General features: G+C 66.9%; 15 protein-coding genes and 1 tRNA gene. 12 read left to right on the forward strand and 4 right to left on the reverse strand.

Features of this window, described 5'->3' with window-relative positions:
- The first annotated feature begins 47 nt into the window (after positions 1-47).
- The 7 genes from ACW176_RS18685 to ACW176_RS18715 all read left to right on the forward strand — a co-directional run bounded on the left by ACW176_RS18685 (position 48) and on the right by ACW176_RS18715 (position 6235).
- Entirely contained in the window at positions 48-761 is a 714-nt protein-coding gene (locus tag ACW176_RS18685; protein ID WP_492110193.1) for an HAD-IA family hydrolase, read from the forward strand.
- Positions 762-831: 70 nt separating this feature from the next.
- Positions 832-906 (forward strand) — tRNA-Val (locus ACW176_RS18690).
- 421 nt (positions 907-1327) lie between these two features.
- Positions 1328-2191, forward strand: coding sequence for a dienelactone hydrolase family protein (locus tag ACW176_RS18695; protein ID WP_492110194.1), 864 nt, complete (start codon positions 1328-1330; stop codon positions 2189-2191).
- A gap of 86 nt (positions 2192-2277) precedes the next feature.
- Positions 2278-3516, forward strand: coding sequence for an SGNH/GDSL hydrolase family protein (locus ACW176_RS18700; RefSeq protein WP_492110195.1), 1239 nt, complete (start codon positions 2278-2280; stop codon positions 3514-3516).
- A complete protein-coding gene (locus ACW176_RS18705; RefSeq protein ID WP_492110196.1) occupies positions 3513-4421 on the forward strand; it encodes a polysaccharide deacetylase family protein in 909 nt (302 codons plus the stop codon). The genes ACW176_RS18700 and ACW176_RS18705 overlap by 4 nt, the downstream gene beginning before the upstream one ends.
- Positions 4422-4480: 59 nt before the next feature.
- The gene (locus ACW176_RS18710; RefSeq protein WP_419320975.1) at positions 4481-5422 is read left to right on the forward strand and encodes a formylglycine-generating enzyme family protein; all 942 of its coding nucleotides are present in this window, start codon (positions 4481-4483) and stop codon (positions 5420-5422) included.
- Positions 5423-5521: 99 nt separating this feature from the next.
- Positions 5522-6235, forward strand: coding sequence for a helix-turn-helix transcriptional regulator (locus tag ACW176_RS18715; RefSeq protein WP_492110197.1), 714 nt, complete (start codon positions 5522-5524; stop codon positions 6233-6235).
- Here ACW176_RS18715 and ACW176_RS18720 read toward each other — a convergent pair.
- The 3 genes from ACW176_RS18720 to ACW176_RS18730 form a co-directional block, all read right to left on the reverse strand.
- A complete protein-coding gene (locus ACW176_RS18720) occupies positions 6232-7203 on the reverse strand; it encodes an alpha/beta hydrolase (protein ID WP_492110198.1) in 972 nt (323 codons plus the stop codon). The two genes, ACW176_RS18715 and ACW176_RS18720, sit on opposite strands and share 4 nt — an antisense overlap.
- Before the next feature lie 78 nt (positions 7204-7281).
- Positions 7282-8088: a TrmH family RNA methyltransferase gene (locus ACW176_RS18725; protein ID WP_492056984.1), complete on the reverse strand. Its 807-nt coding sequence runs from the start codon at positions 8086-8088 to the stop codon at positions 7282-7284.
- A 21-nt stretch (positions 8089-8109) separates the two neighbouring features.
- A complete protein-coding gene (locus tag ACW176_RS18730) occupies positions 8110-9366 on the reverse strand; it encodes an MFS transporter (RefSeq protein WP_492110199.1) in 1257 nt (418 codons plus the stop codon).
- A 204-nt stretch (positions 9367-9570) separates the two neighbouring features.
- Between ACW176_RS18730 and ACW176_RS18735 the strand changes: the two genes are divergently transcribed.
- Positions 9571-10629 (forward strand): LacI family DNA-binding transcriptional regulator, encoded by a 1059-nt coding sequence (locus ACW176_RS18735; protein WP_492110200.1) that lies wholly within the window; start codon positions 9571-9573, stop codon positions 10627-10629.
- Positions 10630-10664: 35 nt separating this feature from the next.
- On the opposite strand, the gene ACW176_RS18740 is transcribed toward ACW176_RS18735, so the two are convergent.
- Positions 10665-12203 (reverse strand): methyl-accepting chemotaxis protein, encoded by a 1539-nt coding sequence (locus tag ACW176_RS18740; protein WP_492110201.1) that lies wholly within the window; start codon positions 12201-12203, stop codon positions 10665-10667.
- A 224-nt stretch (positions 12204-12427) separates the two neighbouring features.
- Here ACW176_RS18740 and ACW176_RS18745 point away from each other — a divergent pair, with 224 nt between their 5' ends.
- The 4 genes from ACW176_RS18745 to ACW176_RS18760 are packed head-to-tail and all read left to right on the forward strand — an operon-like array spanning position 12428 to position 15952.
- Positions 12428-13543 carry an ABC transporter permease gene (locus ACW176_RS18745; RefSeq protein WP_492110202.1) on the forward strand — a complete coding sequence of 372 codons (1116 nt, stop codon included), beginning with the start codon at positions 12428-12430 and terminating at the stop codon, positions 13541-13543.
- Positions 13540-14385 carry an ABC transporter ATP-binding protein gene (locus ACW176_RS18750; RefSeq protein WP_492110203.1) on the forward strand — a complete coding sequence of 282 codons (846 nt, stop codon included), beginning with the start codon at positions 13540-13542 and terminating at the stop codon, positions 14383-14385. Before ACW176_RS18745 ends, ACW176_RS18750 begins: the two co-directional genes overlap by 4 nt.
- Entirely contained in the window at positions 14385-15323 is a 939-nt protein-coding gene (locus ACW176_RS18755; RefSeq protein WP_419320959.1) for an MlaD family protein, read from the forward strand. Before ACW176_RS18750 ends, ACW176_RS18755 begins: the two co-directional genes overlap by 1 nt.
- On the forward strand, positions 15320-15952 hold the full coding sequence (locus tag ACW176_RS18760) for an ABC-type transport auxiliary lipoprotein family protein (protein ID WP_492110204.1): 633 nt from the start codon (positions 15320-15322) through the stop codon (positions 15950-15952). The genes ACW176_RS18755 and ACW176_RS18760 overlap by 4 nt, the downstream gene beginning before the upstream one ends.

Genomic DNA, 15952 nt, shown 5'->3' on the forward strand with positions numbered 1-15952 from the left:
CGAACCAAAGTTGCATTAGCCGGCCGTTTAGCCGAAAGGCCAGATCAATGCATGACCTTCAAGCCCTCAAAGGCGCCACCATCGCCTTCGACCTCGACGGAACCCTCGTCGACACCGCGCCCGACCTGGTCGGCGCGCTGAACATGATCCTCGTCGAAGAGGGTCTGCCGCCGCTGCCCTTTGACGACGTGCGGCTGATGGTCGGACGTGGCGCCCGCGCCCTGCTGGAGCGCGGCTTCGCCGCCGCCGGCTATCCGCTGGACGCCCTGACCGGCCCAAAGCTGGTGGAGCGGTTCATCGCGGTCTATCTCGATCGCATCGCCCACGAGAGCGCGCCCTTCCCCGGCGTGGTCGAGGTTCTGGCCGATCTGCGCGGCGCGGGGGCGAGGCTGGTGGTCTGCACCAACAAGCTGACCAATCTGTCGGTCGCCCTTCTGGACGCGCTTGAGTTATCCACAGCCTTCGACGCCGTGATCGGCGCGGACCTTTCTCCCGCCGCCAAGCCCGACCCGATCCACGTGTTGACCGCGATCCAGGCCGTGGGCGGCGATCCGCGCCGGGCGGTGATGGTCGGCGACAGCATCAACGACGCCCTCGCGGCTGTCCGGGCCAACGTCCCGGCCCTGCTGGTCAGCTTCGGCTATACTGAAGAGCCAGTGGAGACCCTGGGCGGCGATCTGGTCATCCACAGCTTTTTAGATGTGCCCCAGGCCTGTATCGACCTTCTGGCCTCTTGCCCCCGGCCAAACACCGGGCTATAGGCCCGTCCCTCTCGCGGATCGGTCTTCCGGCCCGGCGAGAACGGTTCTTCTGAACCGCCCGAAACGGTTAGGTCGCGTAGCTCAGCGGGAGAGCGCCTGCTTCACACGCAGGATGTCACAGGTTCAATCCCTGTCGCGACCACCACTCCCCCTTCTTTTTGATTCAGATGCTTCGCGGTCGCCGCCTCGCTCGCGCGCGCCTCGCCTCCAGCGTTCCGGCCAAAAAAGAAGGCCCGACCTTCGCAGGCCGGGCCAGTCATTAGGGAGGAAACGCCCAGGAAGGGCAGAGGCGCTTGCGCCTCACACCTTGTCAGGTAGCGCTACCGACCAAACAATCAAGGGCGGGACACGGTAATTCCAGGGATCGAGACATTATGGCGCAGCTTTAGGCAGCCATCCCTGCCGAGAGCCGCCACCCGGCCATAGGTTATCCACAACGCCTGTGGATAACCTATGGCCGCAACGCCTCGACGCGAACATCGACAGCGCGTCGCAATGGGCTTCCCTCGCCGCGCATTCGCAGCGAAAGTCCCGGCCTGTTTCAAATCGCAATGCGAGGATCGGCCATGTGTGACGACGACATCCACCCGGGCCTGATCCACGACCCCACCGTGTCCCGCCGCGCCTTCGGTCTGATGACCGTGCTGGCTGCGGGACTGGGCGGCGCGGCCCATGCGGGCGCGCCGGTCGTGGAGAAGGACGTCGAGATCAAGACACCGGACGGCGTGGCGGACGCCGCTCTGTACTATCCCGAGGGCAAGGGCTCGTGGCCCGCTGTCGTGGTCTGGCCCGACGTGGTCAGCCTGCGGCCGGCCTTCCGCGAGATGGGGCGCCGCCTGGCGTCCTCGGGCTATGTGGTGCTGGTTCCCAACCTCTATTATCGGGTCAAGAAGGCCCCGGTGGTCGAGAGCGGCTTCAACTTCGCCAGTCCCGAGGACCGCGCCAAGATCATGCCGATGCGGGCCACCGTGACGCCGGAGGGCACTGACAGGGACGCGACAGCCTATATCGCCTTCCTCGACGCCCTGCCCCAGACCAACAAGAAGAAGAAGGTCGGCGTGCAAGGCTATTGCATGGGCGGCCCGCTGGCCTTCCGCACGGCCGGCGTCTCGCCGTCGCGCGTGGCGGCCGTGGCGAGCTTCCACGGCGGCGGTCTGGTCACCGAGGCCCCGACCAGTCCGCACCTGACCCTGCCGGTCAGCAAGGCCGAATACCTGATCTGCGTCGCCGACAACGACGACAAGAAGGATCCGGCCGACAAGGAAAAGCTGAAGGTCGCTCTCGAAGCGGCCAAGCGGCCGAACAAGATCGAGGTCTATGCCGGCGCGGCCCACGGTTGGACCGTGAGAGGCAGCCAGGTCTATGACGAGCCTGCGGCCGAAAAGGCCTGGGCCGAACTGCTGGCGCTGTACAAGCGCACCCTGGGCTGAGGTCTGGGCCGCGCCGTCACCGGCGCGGCCGCCTTCGCCTATCACGAATGCGGCTATCGGCCCGCCCAGGCCGTGCCGGAGCAAGCATGATCCAGATCACCCGCCGCACCCTCGGCCTGGCAGCCGCCCTGGTCCTGACGCTGGGCGTCTCCGCCCACGCGGAAAGCCGCTGGGTCGGAACCTGGGCCAGCGCCCAGCAGGTTCCGGAAGAGCGCAACGCCCTGCCCGCCGAGGCGCTGAACGACGCGACCTTGCGCCAGATCGTGCGGCTGACGACAGGCGGCGACCGCCTGCGCGTTCGGATCTCCAATGCTTTCGGCACGACACCCCTGCGAGTCACAGCCACCCGGGTGGCCCGCCCGCTAACCAACGACGCCCCGGCCATCGACCCCGCGACCGACCGCCCCGTCACCTTCGCCGGCAGAGCACAGGTCGTCGTGCCGCCCGGCGCCGAGTATCTTTCCGACCCCGTCGCCTTTAAGGCCGCGCCTCTGTCGGACCTCGCCATCACGATCCACATCGACAGGGCCCCGGCGGTGCAGACCAGCCACCCCGGCTCGCGGGCGACCTCCTATGTCGTCAAGGGTGACAAGGCCTCGGCCGCCGACCTGCCGGGCGCCCTGAAGACCGACCACTGGTTCCAGCTGTCGGGCGTCGAGGTCGAAGCCGGCAAGGGCGCCGGCGCGATCGTCCTGATCGGCGACTCGATCACCGACGGCTATGGCGTCAAACCCAATACCAACCAGCGCTGGCCCGACGCCTTCGCGGCAAGGCTGCAGGCCAATTCGAAAACCCGCAAGCTGGGCGTGCTGAACCTGGGCATCGGCGGCAATCGCGTCCTGCTGGACGGGCTTGGGCCCAACGCCGCCGCCCGCTTCGATCGCGACGTACTGATGCAGAGCGGCGTGACCCACGTGCTGGTGCTGGAGGGCGTCAACGACCTGGGTGTCCTGACCCGCGACCAGCCGGTCAGCGCCGATCGGCATGCCGCGCTGGTCGCCGAGGTCACCACCGCCTACGCCCAGATGGTCCACAAGGCCCGCGCCCGAGGGATCACGATCATCGGCGCGACGATCATGCCCTATGGCGGATCAAGCTATTATCATCCCGACGCCCTGAACGAGCAGGACCGCGCGGCCATCAACGCCTGGATCCGCGCGCCCGGCAACTTCGACGCCGTCGTCGACATGGACGCGATCATGCGCGACCCGGCCAATCCGACGCGGCTGGCTCCGGCCCATGATTCCGGCGACGGCCTGCACCCTTCGATGGACGGCTATCGCTTCATGGCCCAGTCCATTCCTCTGGCGCTGTTCGCCCGATGACCCTGCGCGCGCTTCTCGCCGCCTGCCTGATCGCCGCGCCCATCGCCGCCCAGGCCTCCGACATCAGGATGGCGATCACGGTCGATGACCTGCCGGCTCACAGCGCCCTGCCAAACGGCGAGACCCGCGTGGGTATCGCGAGGACCTTCCTCGCCGCCCTGAAGGACGCCAAGGCCGCCCCGGTTTATGGCTTCATCAACGGCGTCCAGACCGAGCTGGAGCCGGACTCGACCGACGTCCTGAAGATCTGGCGCGACGCCGGCCACCCGCTGGGCAACCACGGCTGGGCGCATCTGAACCTGGCCCAGATCGACGTCGCGACCTTCGAAGCCGAACTGACCCGCAACGAGCCGTTGCTGCAGGGCCTGGCCGCAGGCTCGGACTGGCGCTGGTTCCGCTTCCCCTTTCTCAGCGAGGGCGACACGCCCGAAAAGCGCGCCGCCGTTCGCGAGTTGCTGAAGGCGCGCGGCTATAACATCGCCAGCGTCACGATCAGCTTTGGCGACTACGCCTGGAACGAGCCCTATGCCCGCTGCATGGCCAGGGGCGACCAGAAGGCCATCGCCGATCTCGAGACCCACTACCTGAAGGCCGCCGAGCTGAGTCTGGCCCATTCCCGCGCCCTGTCGGCGACGCTGCACGGCCAGGACATCCCCTATGTGCTGCTGATGCACCTGGGCGCGTTCGACGCCCGCATGGCCCCCCGCCTGCTGGCGCTCTACCGGTCCCTGGGCGTGACCTTCGTCTCGCTGGAAGCGGCGCAGGCGCATCGGTTCTATGCAGCGGATCTGGCCGCCGCGCCGGCGGCGGTCCCCGTCACATTGGAAAACGCCATGGCGGCCAAGGGCCTGCCCGTTCCGCCGCTGTCACTGGACCTAGCGGCGCTGGACCAGGTCTGCCGTTAGCCCCGCACTACTGGCACGGGGCGTGACAAGATCCCCCACCACGACCTACAACAGCGACAATGAGCCAGGCTTCCTTTGACGGCATGATCGCCCTGCCCGGCGGCGTCTTCCAGATGGGTTCGGACGAACACTATCCAGAAGAGGCCCCGGCCCATCCCGTGGCCGTCGATCCGTTCTGGATCGATGAGACCCCGGTCACCAACGCCCAGTTTGCGAGGTTCGTCGCAGCGACGGGCCATGTGACCCTGGCGCAGATCCCGCCCGATCCGAAGCTCTATCCCGGCATGGACCCAGCCTTCGCCCACCCGGCCTCGGCGGTGTTCGTGCGGCCGGCCCACCGGGTCGATCCGCGCGCCGGCGGCGGGGAATGGTGGCGGCTGATCCTCGACGCCCGCTGGAACCAGCCGTTTGGCGAGGGCAGCTCCATCGCCGGGATCGAGGATCATCCGGTCATCCATGTCAGCCATGACGACGCCGCCGCCTACGCCGCCTGGGCCGGCAAGAGCCTGCCGACCGAGGCCGAGTGGGAATTCGCCGCGCGGGGCGGTCTTGAAGCCGCCGCCTATGCCTGGGGTGAGGAACTGGCGCCCGGCGGGGCGATGCTGGCCAACTACTGGCAGGGCGCTTTTCCGAGCGAGAACCTGCTGACCGACGGGTTCGAGCGCACCTCGCCGGTACGGACCTTCCCGGCCAACGGGTACGGCCTCTACGATATGATCGGCAACGTCTGGGAATGGACCTCGGACTGGTGGGCCGACCGCCACGAGGGCAGCCCGACCAGACCCTGCTGCGCGCCCCGCAATCCGCGCGGTCCGGCCAGCGGTGGCAGCCATGACCCCGCCCAACCGGGTCCGGTCATTCCGCGACGGGTGCTGAAGGGCGGCTCGCACCTGTGCGCGGAAAACTACTGCCGGCGCTATCGACCAGCGGCGCGTCACCCGCAGCCGATCGACACCACCACCAGCCACATCGGCTTTCGCTGCGTGGTGCGGAAGGTTTAAGCCATCCTTTAGGCAGCCAAGGCTCCGAAAAGGTCGCTTCAGTCGATCACCCTTGCTACTGCCAACATGCTGTCAGCATAGCTCTGTCATGGTGTCCTCATGAGACGCGCCGAACGCCTATTCCAGATCATCCAGATCCTGCGCCGCAGCCATTCGCCGGTCACCGCCGACGCGATCGCTGTCGAACTCGAGACTTCCAAGCGCAGCGTTTATCGCGACATCGCCGCCCTGGTCGGGCAGCGCGCGCCGATCCGGGGCGAAGCGGGCGTTGGCTATGTGCTGGAGGCCGGATTTGACATGCCGCCGCTGATGCTGACCCCCGACGAGATCGAAGCCGCCGTACTCGGCGCCCAATGGGTGGCCGGCCGGGGCGATCCGGTGCTGGCCAAGGCGGCCCGCGACCTGATCAGCAAGATCGCCGCCGCCGTGCCCGAGCGATTGCGGCCCTATGTGCTGGAGCCCGCGACGGGCGCAGCGCCGGCCTGGAACGCCGCGCCCGACGGGCTGGACATCGCCCAGGCCCGCGCCTGGATCCACGCCGGCCGCAAGATCCGGCTGGACTATCGCGATGAGCAGGGCGCGGTCAGCCAGCGGGTGATCTGGCCGGTGACAGTAGGCTATCGCGAGACTGTCCGCATGCTGATCGGCTGGTGTGAGCTGCGGCAGGACTTCCGCACCTTCCGCACCGACCGCGTTGTCGACGCCCAGTTCCTCGATGATCGCCATGGCCAGCGGCCGGGCCAGCTTCGGGTCCGCTGGCAAAAGCATATCGAAGCGGAACACGCCGCCTGGAAGCGCCAGAATCCAGACTAGAGCCCGTGGCGCCGGGCGAAGGTCTCGAACAGACCCGGCCAGGCCGCGACCGGCTTTCCGGCTACAAAGCGCAGGCCAAAGCCGTGGCCGCCTTCCTCGAAGACGTGCATCTCGGTCGGGATGGCCTTGGCCTTGAGGGCCGAGAACATCAGCAGCGAGTTCTCGACCGGCACCGACTTGTCGTCAGCGGCGTGCAGCAGGAACGCCGGCGGCAGATCGGCGCTGACCTGCTTCTCGGGCGAATACAGCACGATCTGCTCGGACGTCGGGTTAGGGCCGAGCAGTTGCTTGCGCGATCCGCCGTGCATGGCGGCAGGGTCCATGGTGATCACCGGATAGATCAGGGCCGACAGATTGGGGCGGGCCGAAAGATCGTCGGCGGCGTCTATCCGCTCATAGACCTTGGCTGCGAACCGGGTCGTCAGGCTGGCCGCGACGTGACCCCCGGCCGAGAAGCCCATGATGGCAATACGGTCGGAGCTGAAGCCCATGGCGGCGGCGCGCGACCTGACCAGACGCAGGCCCCGCTGGGCGTCCTGCAACGGCGTATCGGGCCCCGCGCCCCAGCCGTCGCCCGGCAGACGATAGAACAGGACGAAGGCGGTATAGCCCCGGTCGGCGAGCCAGCGGGCGGTCTCGTAGCCTTCCTTGTCCTGAACCACCCGCTCATAGCCGCCGCCGGGCATCAGCACGACTGCGGCGCCGTTCGGAGTCTTGGGCCGGAACACCACCAGGGTCGGCTTGCGGGTGTGAGTCAGGGCGCGGTCGCGCAGACCATCGGGGTCGCCGCGCTCGATGACGGCTTCGACGGCGGTGACCTTCGCGGCCCCGGGCGGGCCGGCCGGCCAAAGCTCGATAATCTCGGTCGGGTCGGTCATGGGAAGGGTCTCCGCTTTCGCCCCGCGCGCCAGGCCCGAGGCCAGCAGGCCCGTGACGAAGGTGGCCAGCGCGCCGCGACGATTGAGCATGGACCAGACCTTCCGGCGAACTGACTGACGTTTCGCCGCGAACCTTAGGACCCGTCCCGGATTCAGGAAACCGGTTTCCTAGCGCTCGGCGAACCGCAGGTGATGCAGAACGACGCCGCTGGTGGTGGCGACATTCAGGGAGTCGAAGCCGCCCGCCATCGGTATGCCGATCGGCCGGGCGCGGGCCATCAAGGCGGCCGAAAGCCCGGGCCCCTCGGCCCCAAGCAACACCGCCGAACGCTCTGGCGGCCTCAGTTGGGCCAGGGTTTCGGTGGCGGCCGGCGACAAGGCCAGGGCCTCGAAACCATGGCGTTCCAGGAGCCCGGCGAGGTCCTCGTCGCGCGCCAGCCAGGCGGTGGGCACACTGAGCGTCGCGCCGACCGACACCCGGATGGCCTTGCGGTAAAGCGGATCGCAACAGTCGCTGTCGAGGATCACGCCCTCCACGCCAAAGGCCGCCGCGTTACGAAAAATCCCGCCGATGTTGTCGTGGTTGGCGATGCCGCACAGCACCAGCACCACCGCCCTGCCCTGCAATGACGCCAGTAGCGTATCGGCCGCCATCGGATCGGGCTTGCGGCCCACCGCCAGGACGCCGCGATGCAGATGGAAGCCGGCAACGGCGTCCAGCACCGCCTGCTCGACCAGATAGACCGGCGTCTCGTGGGGCAAACCCGCGAACACCTCGTCCAGCTTGTCGCGGCGCTTGGGATCGATCAGCAGCGAGACTACCCGTTCGGGCGCGTCGCGGACGAAAGCGCGCAGCACCGTCTCGCCCTCGGCGATGAACAGGCCTTGGCGGCCGACCAGATCGCGCTCGCGGATGTCGCGATAGGCCGCGACGCGCGGATCGTCCGGATCGGTGACGGTGATGAACTGCGGCACGGCTGCGGGCTTCCGAGAGGCTTACCGCACGCCTCGTATCGGCAGGATGGCCAGACCGCCAGCCATGGCGAGCGCGGCGGCCACCAGGAAGAAGGCCCGGAAGTCCATGTGGCTGGGCCCCAGCGATACAAAGGCTAGCATCGGCGCCAGGGCTTGCGGCAGGGTGTTGGCGAGATTCAGGACGCCCAGGTCCTTGCCTGCGTCGCGCTGCGAGGGCAGCACCTGGGTCACCAGGGCGATGTCGACGGCGTAGAAGCAGCCCGCTCCACAACCGAGCAGGACATAGGCGCCCAGCATGACGGGCCAGCTTGGCGTCGTCGAGAAGACCACCATCGCCAGACCCATGGTCAAGGCGGCTCCAGCGGCAAACAGCTTTCGACGCTTCAGCCGATCCGACAGGATGCCGCCCAGCAGAGCGAAGGTGACGTTGGAGGCCGTCGAGACCGTCGTCAGGATCGCCAGCCCCTCCTCGGCCCGGTGGCCCGGGAACAACCGCGAATAGCCGAAGGCGTCCTGCAGGAAGTACAGCATGTAGCCCTGCACCAGGCTCAGAGCGACCAGCACCAGGAACCGACCCAGCCAGGCGAAGGCGAAGTCGGGGTGCTTGCGGGGATTGACCCAGAGGCCGGCGATGAACGCACCCAACTGGAACGGCGGACGCGCGTCGCGAGCCAGCGGCTTGTCGTCGAGCTTCAATACGAACGGGGCCAGGGTGATCAGCAACACCAGGGCGATGGCGATGTAGCGGGTAAACTCAGTCACCAGCAGGCCGCCGATCAGCACGGCGCCGGCCATGGTGCCAATCGGATTGCCCAGACTGAGAAATGCAGCCACGCGTCCCTTCTGGGTGTCCGGCACCCGGTCTGGCAGCACAGCCACGAGCGCCGAGAACATCAGGTTGAACATCAGCTGAAAAAGAATGATGCCGCCAATCAGGGCCATCGGCGTCTTGGCGGCCATGATCAACAGATAGGCTCCGGCCGCGCCCAGCGAGCCGACCACCATCCAGGGCCGACGTCGGCCAAAGCGCGAGGTGGTGCGGTCGCTGATCGCGCCAGCCAACAGGTTGGCCACGCTGGCGACCAGGGCGCCATAGAACGCCACCTGGCTGAGCAGCAGGGCCTTGTTCGCGGGATCGATCGCCTCGGCCTTCAGGGGCAGCAGCACCTGCAACAGAGGCATGAAGCTGACGAAGGCGCCGATCTGGGCCAGGGTATAGGCGGCAATGAAACTGGTCCTGACCGGCGTGGCCGGCCGGGCTTCGTCGCTTGGCGACATAGGCGCTCCCCTAGCACGGTCTGCGCCGCGTCTCGGGTCAGACTGGCCTTCCGGGTCGGCCGACACAAGGCCGCACGCATGTCATTGGCCGATGCCCTTGAACCCGCGTGAATTTTTCTCGCCGCAGGCGTCGCTAGAGCCACAAGAAATGCTCTAGGCTGCGCTGATGGGTTTGAGTCTCATTCGACAGGACTTGGCGGTTCAATGGCCTCGGTGACGATCTACGACGTCGCCGCAAGGGCTGGCGTCTCCATCAAGACCGTTTCCCGGGTCATGAACAAAGAGCCCAATGTGCGGCCCGCCATGCGCGATCGCGTGCTTGAGGCGGCCAGCGCCCTGGACTACAGCCCGAACCTCTCGGCGCGCAGCCTGGCCGGTTCGCGGTCCTTCGTGATCGCGGTGTTCGTGGACGCCGCCTTGACCATCGACCACTGGCGCAGCGAGCGCGGCGCCGATTATCTCAGCCGTATTCAGCTGGGCGCGACGCTGCAATGCCGCGATGCCGGCTATCACCTGCTGATCGAACTGATCGACCACGATGCCCCACGCGTCAGGCAGGAGGTCGCCGCGCTGCTGGCGGCGCTCAAGCCCGACGGGGTCATACTGACGCCGCCCAGTTGCGACAACGAGACCGTCCTCGAACTGCTCGACAAGGCCGGCACGCCCTATGTGCGGCTTGGCCCCGAGCGCCGGGACGGCGTTGGCCCCCGCGTGCACATGGACGACTTCGCCGCCGCGCGGGAGATGACCCAGCATCTGGCCAACCTGGGCCATCGCCGCATCGGCTTCATCGTCGGCGAGCCGCGCTACGGCGCCAGCCAGGCACGGCATGGCGGCTATCTGGACGCCATGAAGCAGCTTGACCTGCCGGTCGCAGACAGCTGGGTCCGGCAGGGCGATTTCACATTCCAGTCGGGCCTTGATCAGGCCAAGGCGCTGCTGAGTCTGCCCGACCGTCCGACCGCGATCTTCGCCAGCAACGACGACATGGCCCTGGGTTGCCTGGCCGCCGCTGCCGAGCTTGGCCTGATGGCGCCCGGTGATGTCTCCGTGGCGGGCTTCGACGACAGCCCCAGCGCCCGCTTTAGCCGGCCGCAGCTGACCACAGTGCGCCAGCCTGTGGTCGAGATGGCCTCCCTGGCCACCCGGCTCCTGATTTCCGGGGTCATCAAGGGCTCAGCCTCGAAGGGCGAGCCCCTGGACGAGCTGTTGCCCTTCGAACTCATTCACCGGGCGTCAACCGCCCCGCCCCCCTCGCCCTAGAGCGAAACCTCGTCAAGGCCTGGACCGGGCCGGGTTCAACGGCCCGGGCGAGCAAAGGCGGCGACCCGGGCGCGCGCCGCGTGAACCGGATTTTGATCCGACGCCGGCTCTGCCTGGATCTGGCCGCCCGTGCGGAAGGCGCCGACACGATTGGCAAGGTCGGCCGCCTCCACGCGCAAGGTCTGGGTCGACTGGCTGGACTGATGGACCATCGCCGCGTTGCGCTGGGTGACCTGATCCAGCTGGTTGACCGCCGTATTGACCTGACTGAGGGCCGAGGCCTGCTCGTTGGCCGACGCGGCGATCTGGTTGATCAGGCTGTCGATACCGCCGACCTTCTCGACAATGCCACGGAGGGCCGCGCCCGTCTGGCCGACCAGATCGACGCCCTCGCCGACCTGCCGGCTGGATTCGGCGATCAGTGACTTGATCTCCTTGGCGGCGTCAGCCGAACGCTGGGCCAGCGCCCGCACCTCTTGGGCGACGACCGCAAAGCCTCGGCCGGCATCGCCGGCTCGGGCCGCTTCAACGCCCGCGTTGAGGGCCAGAAGATTGGTCTGGAAGGCGATTTCGTCGATAACGCCCAGGATCTGCGAGACCTGGTTGGACGAGCCTTCGATCTTGGTCATGGCCTCGGCGGCGCGTGTGACCACGGCGCCGGAGCGCTCGGCCTCGGCGCTGGCCTCGCTAACCCGAACGGAGACTTCACGGGCGCTCTGGGCGGTCTTGCCGACGGTGGAGGTCAGAAGATCCACGGCGGCGGCCGTCTGCTCCAGGGTCGCGGCCTGCTGCTCGGTGCGTTGGGCCAGATCGTCGGCGCTGCGAGCGATATCGTCAACGCCCGAGCGGATGCCCGATGACGCGCGCTCGACGGCCTTCATGGCCTCGCCCAAGGCGATGGCGGCCTGATCGAAATCACGCTTCAACGACTGAAACTCGGGCGACAGGGCGCCATCGACCCGTGCCGACAGATCGCCAGCCGCCAGGCGGGAGAGCGCCTCGCCGATGGCCTTTACCGCCTGGGCTTGCTCCTGGGCGGCGACCTCACGTTCGGCCTCAAGTTCTGCCCGCTCTTCCTCGATCACGGTCAGATAGCTGGAGACCGCCAGTTCCATGTCCAGGAACACGGCCTTGTTCAGCGCCACCAGCTTGTCGGCCAGATCAGCGTCAGACTTGGCGCTGGCGAACAGGCCCTTGGCCCGCTTGCCCACAATGACGCGCACGAGTTCTTCGGAGACGACAGCGTAGCCGCCCATGTACCAGCGGGGCTCGATGCCCGCGTCCACGTGGGCGCGGCCTATGCGTTCGACGTCGCGAATATAGTCGGATCCATAGTCGGCCGTGAGAAGGCGACGCCAGTGACTGGCCTGAGCGCGTTCTGCAGACGCAATGTGACCCTCGTCACGGAACTTGCTGCGTGTTTCCGGGAAGGCGCGCACCTGGCCGTAGAACTTGCCTAGGGCATCAGAGATCTCGGAATCAATCAGCGGCTTGAGGGCGCGCAGCGCAGCTCGGTCGCGCTCGTCGAAGCGCATGAACGACATACGCTCATCTAGCTTTGGGTTAGCGCTCATGCCGTTGGCTCCGACTCGAAAGTTACGGCACCAGACGTGAACTTAATTTGTTAACCATGATTGAAGCCTGGCGCGAAAGGCGCATGTGTCGCACCGGAAAGGTTCCCGCGCGGGCGTTTTCGGAAACTTGGCCCCGATCGCAACAAGCTGCGCTTTGGCGCGTTTGGGGCTATTCAATTGATTTGCTAGGCTTGGCCTTACCCACAGGGGATCTGTTCGCGTCCATGGCCGTTCCAGCGGAATTCAGCTTTGATGAGACGGACGGCCAAAGAACCGTCGTGTTGTTTGGGGACTGGACGGCGCGTGGCCTGTACGACACCGCCGGTCGGCTGGCCGAGGCCTTGATCGACTCCGAGGGGGTCTGCCTCGACCTCAGCCAGATCAACCGATGCGACACAGCCGGCGCCTACGCCATCATCCGCGCCGCCGATGGCCGCAAGTCGGCCGGCGTGATCAAGGCGCGCAAGGAAACCCTCCGCCTGCTCGAACTGGTCGGCAATGCGGTTCAGGTCGAGACCGAGGTCACGCGGCGCCCCCCCGGCGTCCAAGCCCTGCTCGAGCGCATCGGACGGGGCATGTTCGGTCTGGCCGCAGATGGCTATGGCACCCTCGTCTTCCTGGGCCACTTGCTGACGGCGATCGGTCGCTGTGTCGTGGACCCGCGCCGCATACGCTGGGCACCGATCATCTCTCTGGCCGAGCGTGCGGGCCTCGACGCCCTGCCGATCGTGGCGATCACCACCTTCTTCATCGGCGCAGTCGTCGCCCTGCTGGGCGCCAATATGCTCATCGACTTCGGCGCACAGGTCTATTCGGTTGAACTGATCGGCATATCGGTGCTGCGCGAGTTCAACATCCTGATCACCGCCATCCTGCTGGCCGGACGCTCGGCCTCCAGCTTTGCCGCCGAGATCGGCTCCATGAAGATGAACCAGGAGATCGACGCCATGCAGGTGATGGGTGTCGATCCCTATGAGGCCCTGGTCCTGCCGCGCTTCGCTGCGCTTCTGCTGACGATCCCGCTGCTCACCTTCGTCGCCACCCTGGCGGGTCTGGCGGGCGGGATGATGGTGGTCTGGGTCGTGCTGGACCTGTCGCCCAGCTTCTTCATGCAGCGCATTGTCGACTATGTGGGGCCCACCCATTTCTGGATCGGCATGTCCAAGGCGCCTGTGATGGCCACGGTCATCGCCGCCATCGGCTGCCGTCAGGGCATGGAGGTCGGCAACGACGTCGAATCCCTGGGTCGACGGGTCACCGCCGCAGTGGTTCATGCCATCTTTGCCATCATCCTGATCGATGCGATCTTCGCCCTGATCTACATGAAGCTTGACATATGACGGTCGTGCGCAACCCGGGCCCCGCCCCCCAGCCGGACGTTGACGACGACGCCCACCCCATTCAGATCACGGGTCTGGTCTCGCGCTTCGGTGAGACGGTCGTTCACAATGGCCTCGACCTGACCGTAGAGCGCGGCGAAGTGCTGGGCGTGGTGGGTGGATCCGGCTCCGGCAAGTCGGTGCTGCTCAACAGCATCATCGGCCTGAAGGTCCCCGACGGCGGCGTCGTCAAGCTGTTCGGCCACGACATGCGCACCGCCAATCGCCGCCGCTGGAGCTCGCTTGAGCGCCGCTGGGGCGTGCTTTTCCAGCAGGGCGCGCTGTTCTCGAACCTGACGGTGCGAGAGAATGTCGCCGCTCCACTGTTCGAGCACACGCAACTGCCCAAACGCGAAATCGAGGAACTGGCCGATCTGAAGATCGCGCTCTCGGGCCTTCCCGCCCGCGCCGCTGACCTCAAGCCAGCCGAGTTGTCGGGCGGCATGCGCAAGCGCGCCGGTCTGGCGCGAGCCCTGGCCCTGGATCCGGAACTGCTGTTTCTGGACGAGCCGACTGCAGGCCTGGATCCGATCGGCGCAACGGCCTTCGACGAACTGATCAAGGACCTGTCCGACAGTCTGGACCTGACGGTGTTCATGATCACCCACGATCTCGACAGCCTCTACGCGATCACCGACCGCGTCGCCGTCATCGCCGACAAGAAGGTGGTGGCGCTGGCGCCGGTGGAGGAGCTCGAACGCTCCGATCATCCGTGGATCAAAGAATATTTCCTGGGACCGCGCGGACGCGCGGCGAGCCGCAAGACGGCTTCAGCCCAGACCAGTGCGACGAGGACCAGCTGATGGAAAGAAACGCCAACTACGCCCTGGTCGGCGCGGTGACCCTGTTCCTGTTCATGGGACTGGTGGTCTTCGTGGTCTGGCTGGCTAAGCTCAGCTTCAACCAGGAATACGACCAGTACGACATCCTGTTCGTCGGGCCGGTGCGCGGCCTCTCCGAGGGCGGCGAGGTGCATTTCAACGGCATCAAGGTCGGCGAGGTGGCCAAGATCGCCCTCGACAAGAGCGACCCCAACCGCGTGATCGCCCGGGCGCGCGTCACCTCGGATGTGCCGATCAAGACCGACAGCTACGCCACCCTGGAGCCGCAGGGCATCACGGGCGTCAACTACGTCCAGATCACTGCGGGCACACCCGACAAGAAGCTGCTGAAGGATACCGTGGAAAACGGCAAGGTTCCGGTGATCCGCAGTCAGCGCAGCGCCCTGTCCGACCTTCTGGAGGGCGGCGGCACCGTGCTGACCCGCACCATCGAAGCGCTGGACCGGGTGAACCGCGTATTGTCGGACGACAACGTCAAGACGTTCAGCGCCGCGCTCAACGACGTCCAGGCCGTCACCTCAGAGCTGCGCGAACGCAAGGCGATCATCGCCGACGCCCAGAAGGCGTTGCAAAGCATCGACGCCACCGCGCAGTCGATTGCCGATCTCTCCAAGTCCACCGAGAGCGTCGTCAATGGCGACGCCAAACGTTCGCTGGCCGAGCTGGCCGACGCCGCGACCGAGCTGAAGGGCGCCGCCAAGGACGCCCGCGGCATGATCTCGAAGCTGGAAGGCCCCACCAGCGACTTCGCCAGCACGGGCCTGCCCCAGCTTTCAGCCGCTATCGTCACTCTGCAGTCGGCGGCCGAGTCACTTGACCGGCTGGTCGGCGACGTCGAACAAAACCCGCGTGGCCTGGTCAGCAAGGCGCCCGCCAAGGAACTGGAGGTCAAGCCGTGAACCCGATCCGCTTCATCCCGCGGGCGCTCGCCGTCGCGGCGGCCGCCATGGCTCTGACCGGCTGCATCACCCTGCTCCCGAAGACCGAGCCGGTTGGCCTCTATCGCTTCGGCGTCGAGCCCGTCGCGGCCGCCAAGGGACCGCCGGGCGCGCTGTTTGGCGTTTTCAAGACGCCGACGGTCTTTACGCGCGCCTCGGCTGGCGACCGCCTGTTGACCATCACCAACGGCGAGGCGGCCTATATCGCCGGCGCGCGCTGGGTGTCCCCGGCCAGCATATTGTTCGACGAAGCCGTCGCGCGCGCCTTCGAGGCCGATCCAGGCCGAGCGCGGCTGATCGGTCGCGGCGAGGTGGCCAAGGCTGATCTCGTCCTGCGTCTGGAAGTCCGTTCGTTCGAGGCCGTCTATGTCGACGGACCCAAGGCCGCGCCCGAAGTCCTGGTGCAGGTGCGCGGCGTGATCAATCGCAACAACGACCGCGCGCTGGTCGGTGATCAGGTGTTCGAGGCCCGGGTAAAGGCCTCGAACAATCGCGTGAGCGCAATCGTCGAAGCCTATGACGAGGCCACCGCCAAGGTGCTGACCGACCTCACCGGCTGGGTCAGCGCGTCAGGTGCCGGCATCAAGTAG

It is taken from the genome of Caulobacter sp. FV1ye13L, from assembly GCF_058681155.1.

Bases quoted from the DNA above. Each gene is read 5' to 3' on its own strand.
- ACW176_RS18710 (WP_419320975.1), top strand. From the start codon at position 4,481: ATGAGCCAGGCTTCCTTTGACGGCATGATCGCCCTGCCCGGCGGCGTC.
- ACW176_RS18715 (WP_492110197.1), top strand. From the start codon at position 5,522: ATGAGACGCGCCGAACGCCTATTCCAGATCATCCAGATCCTGCGCCGC.
- ACW176_RS18695 (WP_492110194.1), top strand. From the start codon at position 1,328: ATGTGTGACGACGACATCCACCCGGGCCTGATCCACGACCCCACCGTG.
- ACW176_RS18750 (WP_492110203.1), top strand. From the start codon at position 13,540: ATGACGGTCGTGCGCAACCCGGGCCCCGCCCCCCAGCCGGACGTTGAC.
- ACW176_RS18735 (WP_492110200.1), top strand. From the start codon at position 9,571: ATGGCCTCGGTGACGATCTACGACGTCGCCGCAAGGGCTGGCGTCTCC.
- ACW176_RS18720 (WP_492110198.1), bottom strand. From the start codon at position 7,203: ATGCTCAATCGTCGCGGCGCGCTGGCCACCTTCGTCACGGGCCTGCTG.
- ACW176_RS18745 (WP_492110202.1), top strand. From the start codon at position 12,428: ATGGCCGTTCCAGCGGAATTCAGCTTTGATGAGACGGACGGCCAAAGA.
- ACW176_RS18700 (WP_492110195.1), top strand. From the start codon at position 2,278: ATGATCCAGATCACCCGCCGCACCCTCGGCCTGGCAGCCGCCCTGGTC.
- ACW176_RS18705 (WP_492110196.1), top strand. From the start codon at position 3,513: ATGACCCTGCGCGCGCTTCTCGCCGCCTGCCTGATCGCCGCGCCCATC.
- ACW176_RS18685 (WP_492110193.1), top strand. From the start codon at position 48: ATGCATGACCTTCAAGCCCTCAAAGGCGCCACCATCGCCTTCGACCTC.
- ACW176_RS18730 (WP_492110199.1), bottom strand. From the start codon at position 9,366: ATGTCGCCAAGCGACGAAGCCCGGCCGGCCACGCCGGTCAGGACCAGT.
- ACW176_RS18755 (WP_419320959.1), top strand. From the start codon at position 14,385: ATGGAAAGAAACGCCAACTACGCCCTGGTCGGCGCGGTGACCCTGTTC.
- ACW176_RS18740 (WP_492110201.1), bottom strand. From the start codon at position 12,203: ATGAGCGCTAACCCAAAGCTAGATGAGCGTATGTCGTTCATGCGCTTC.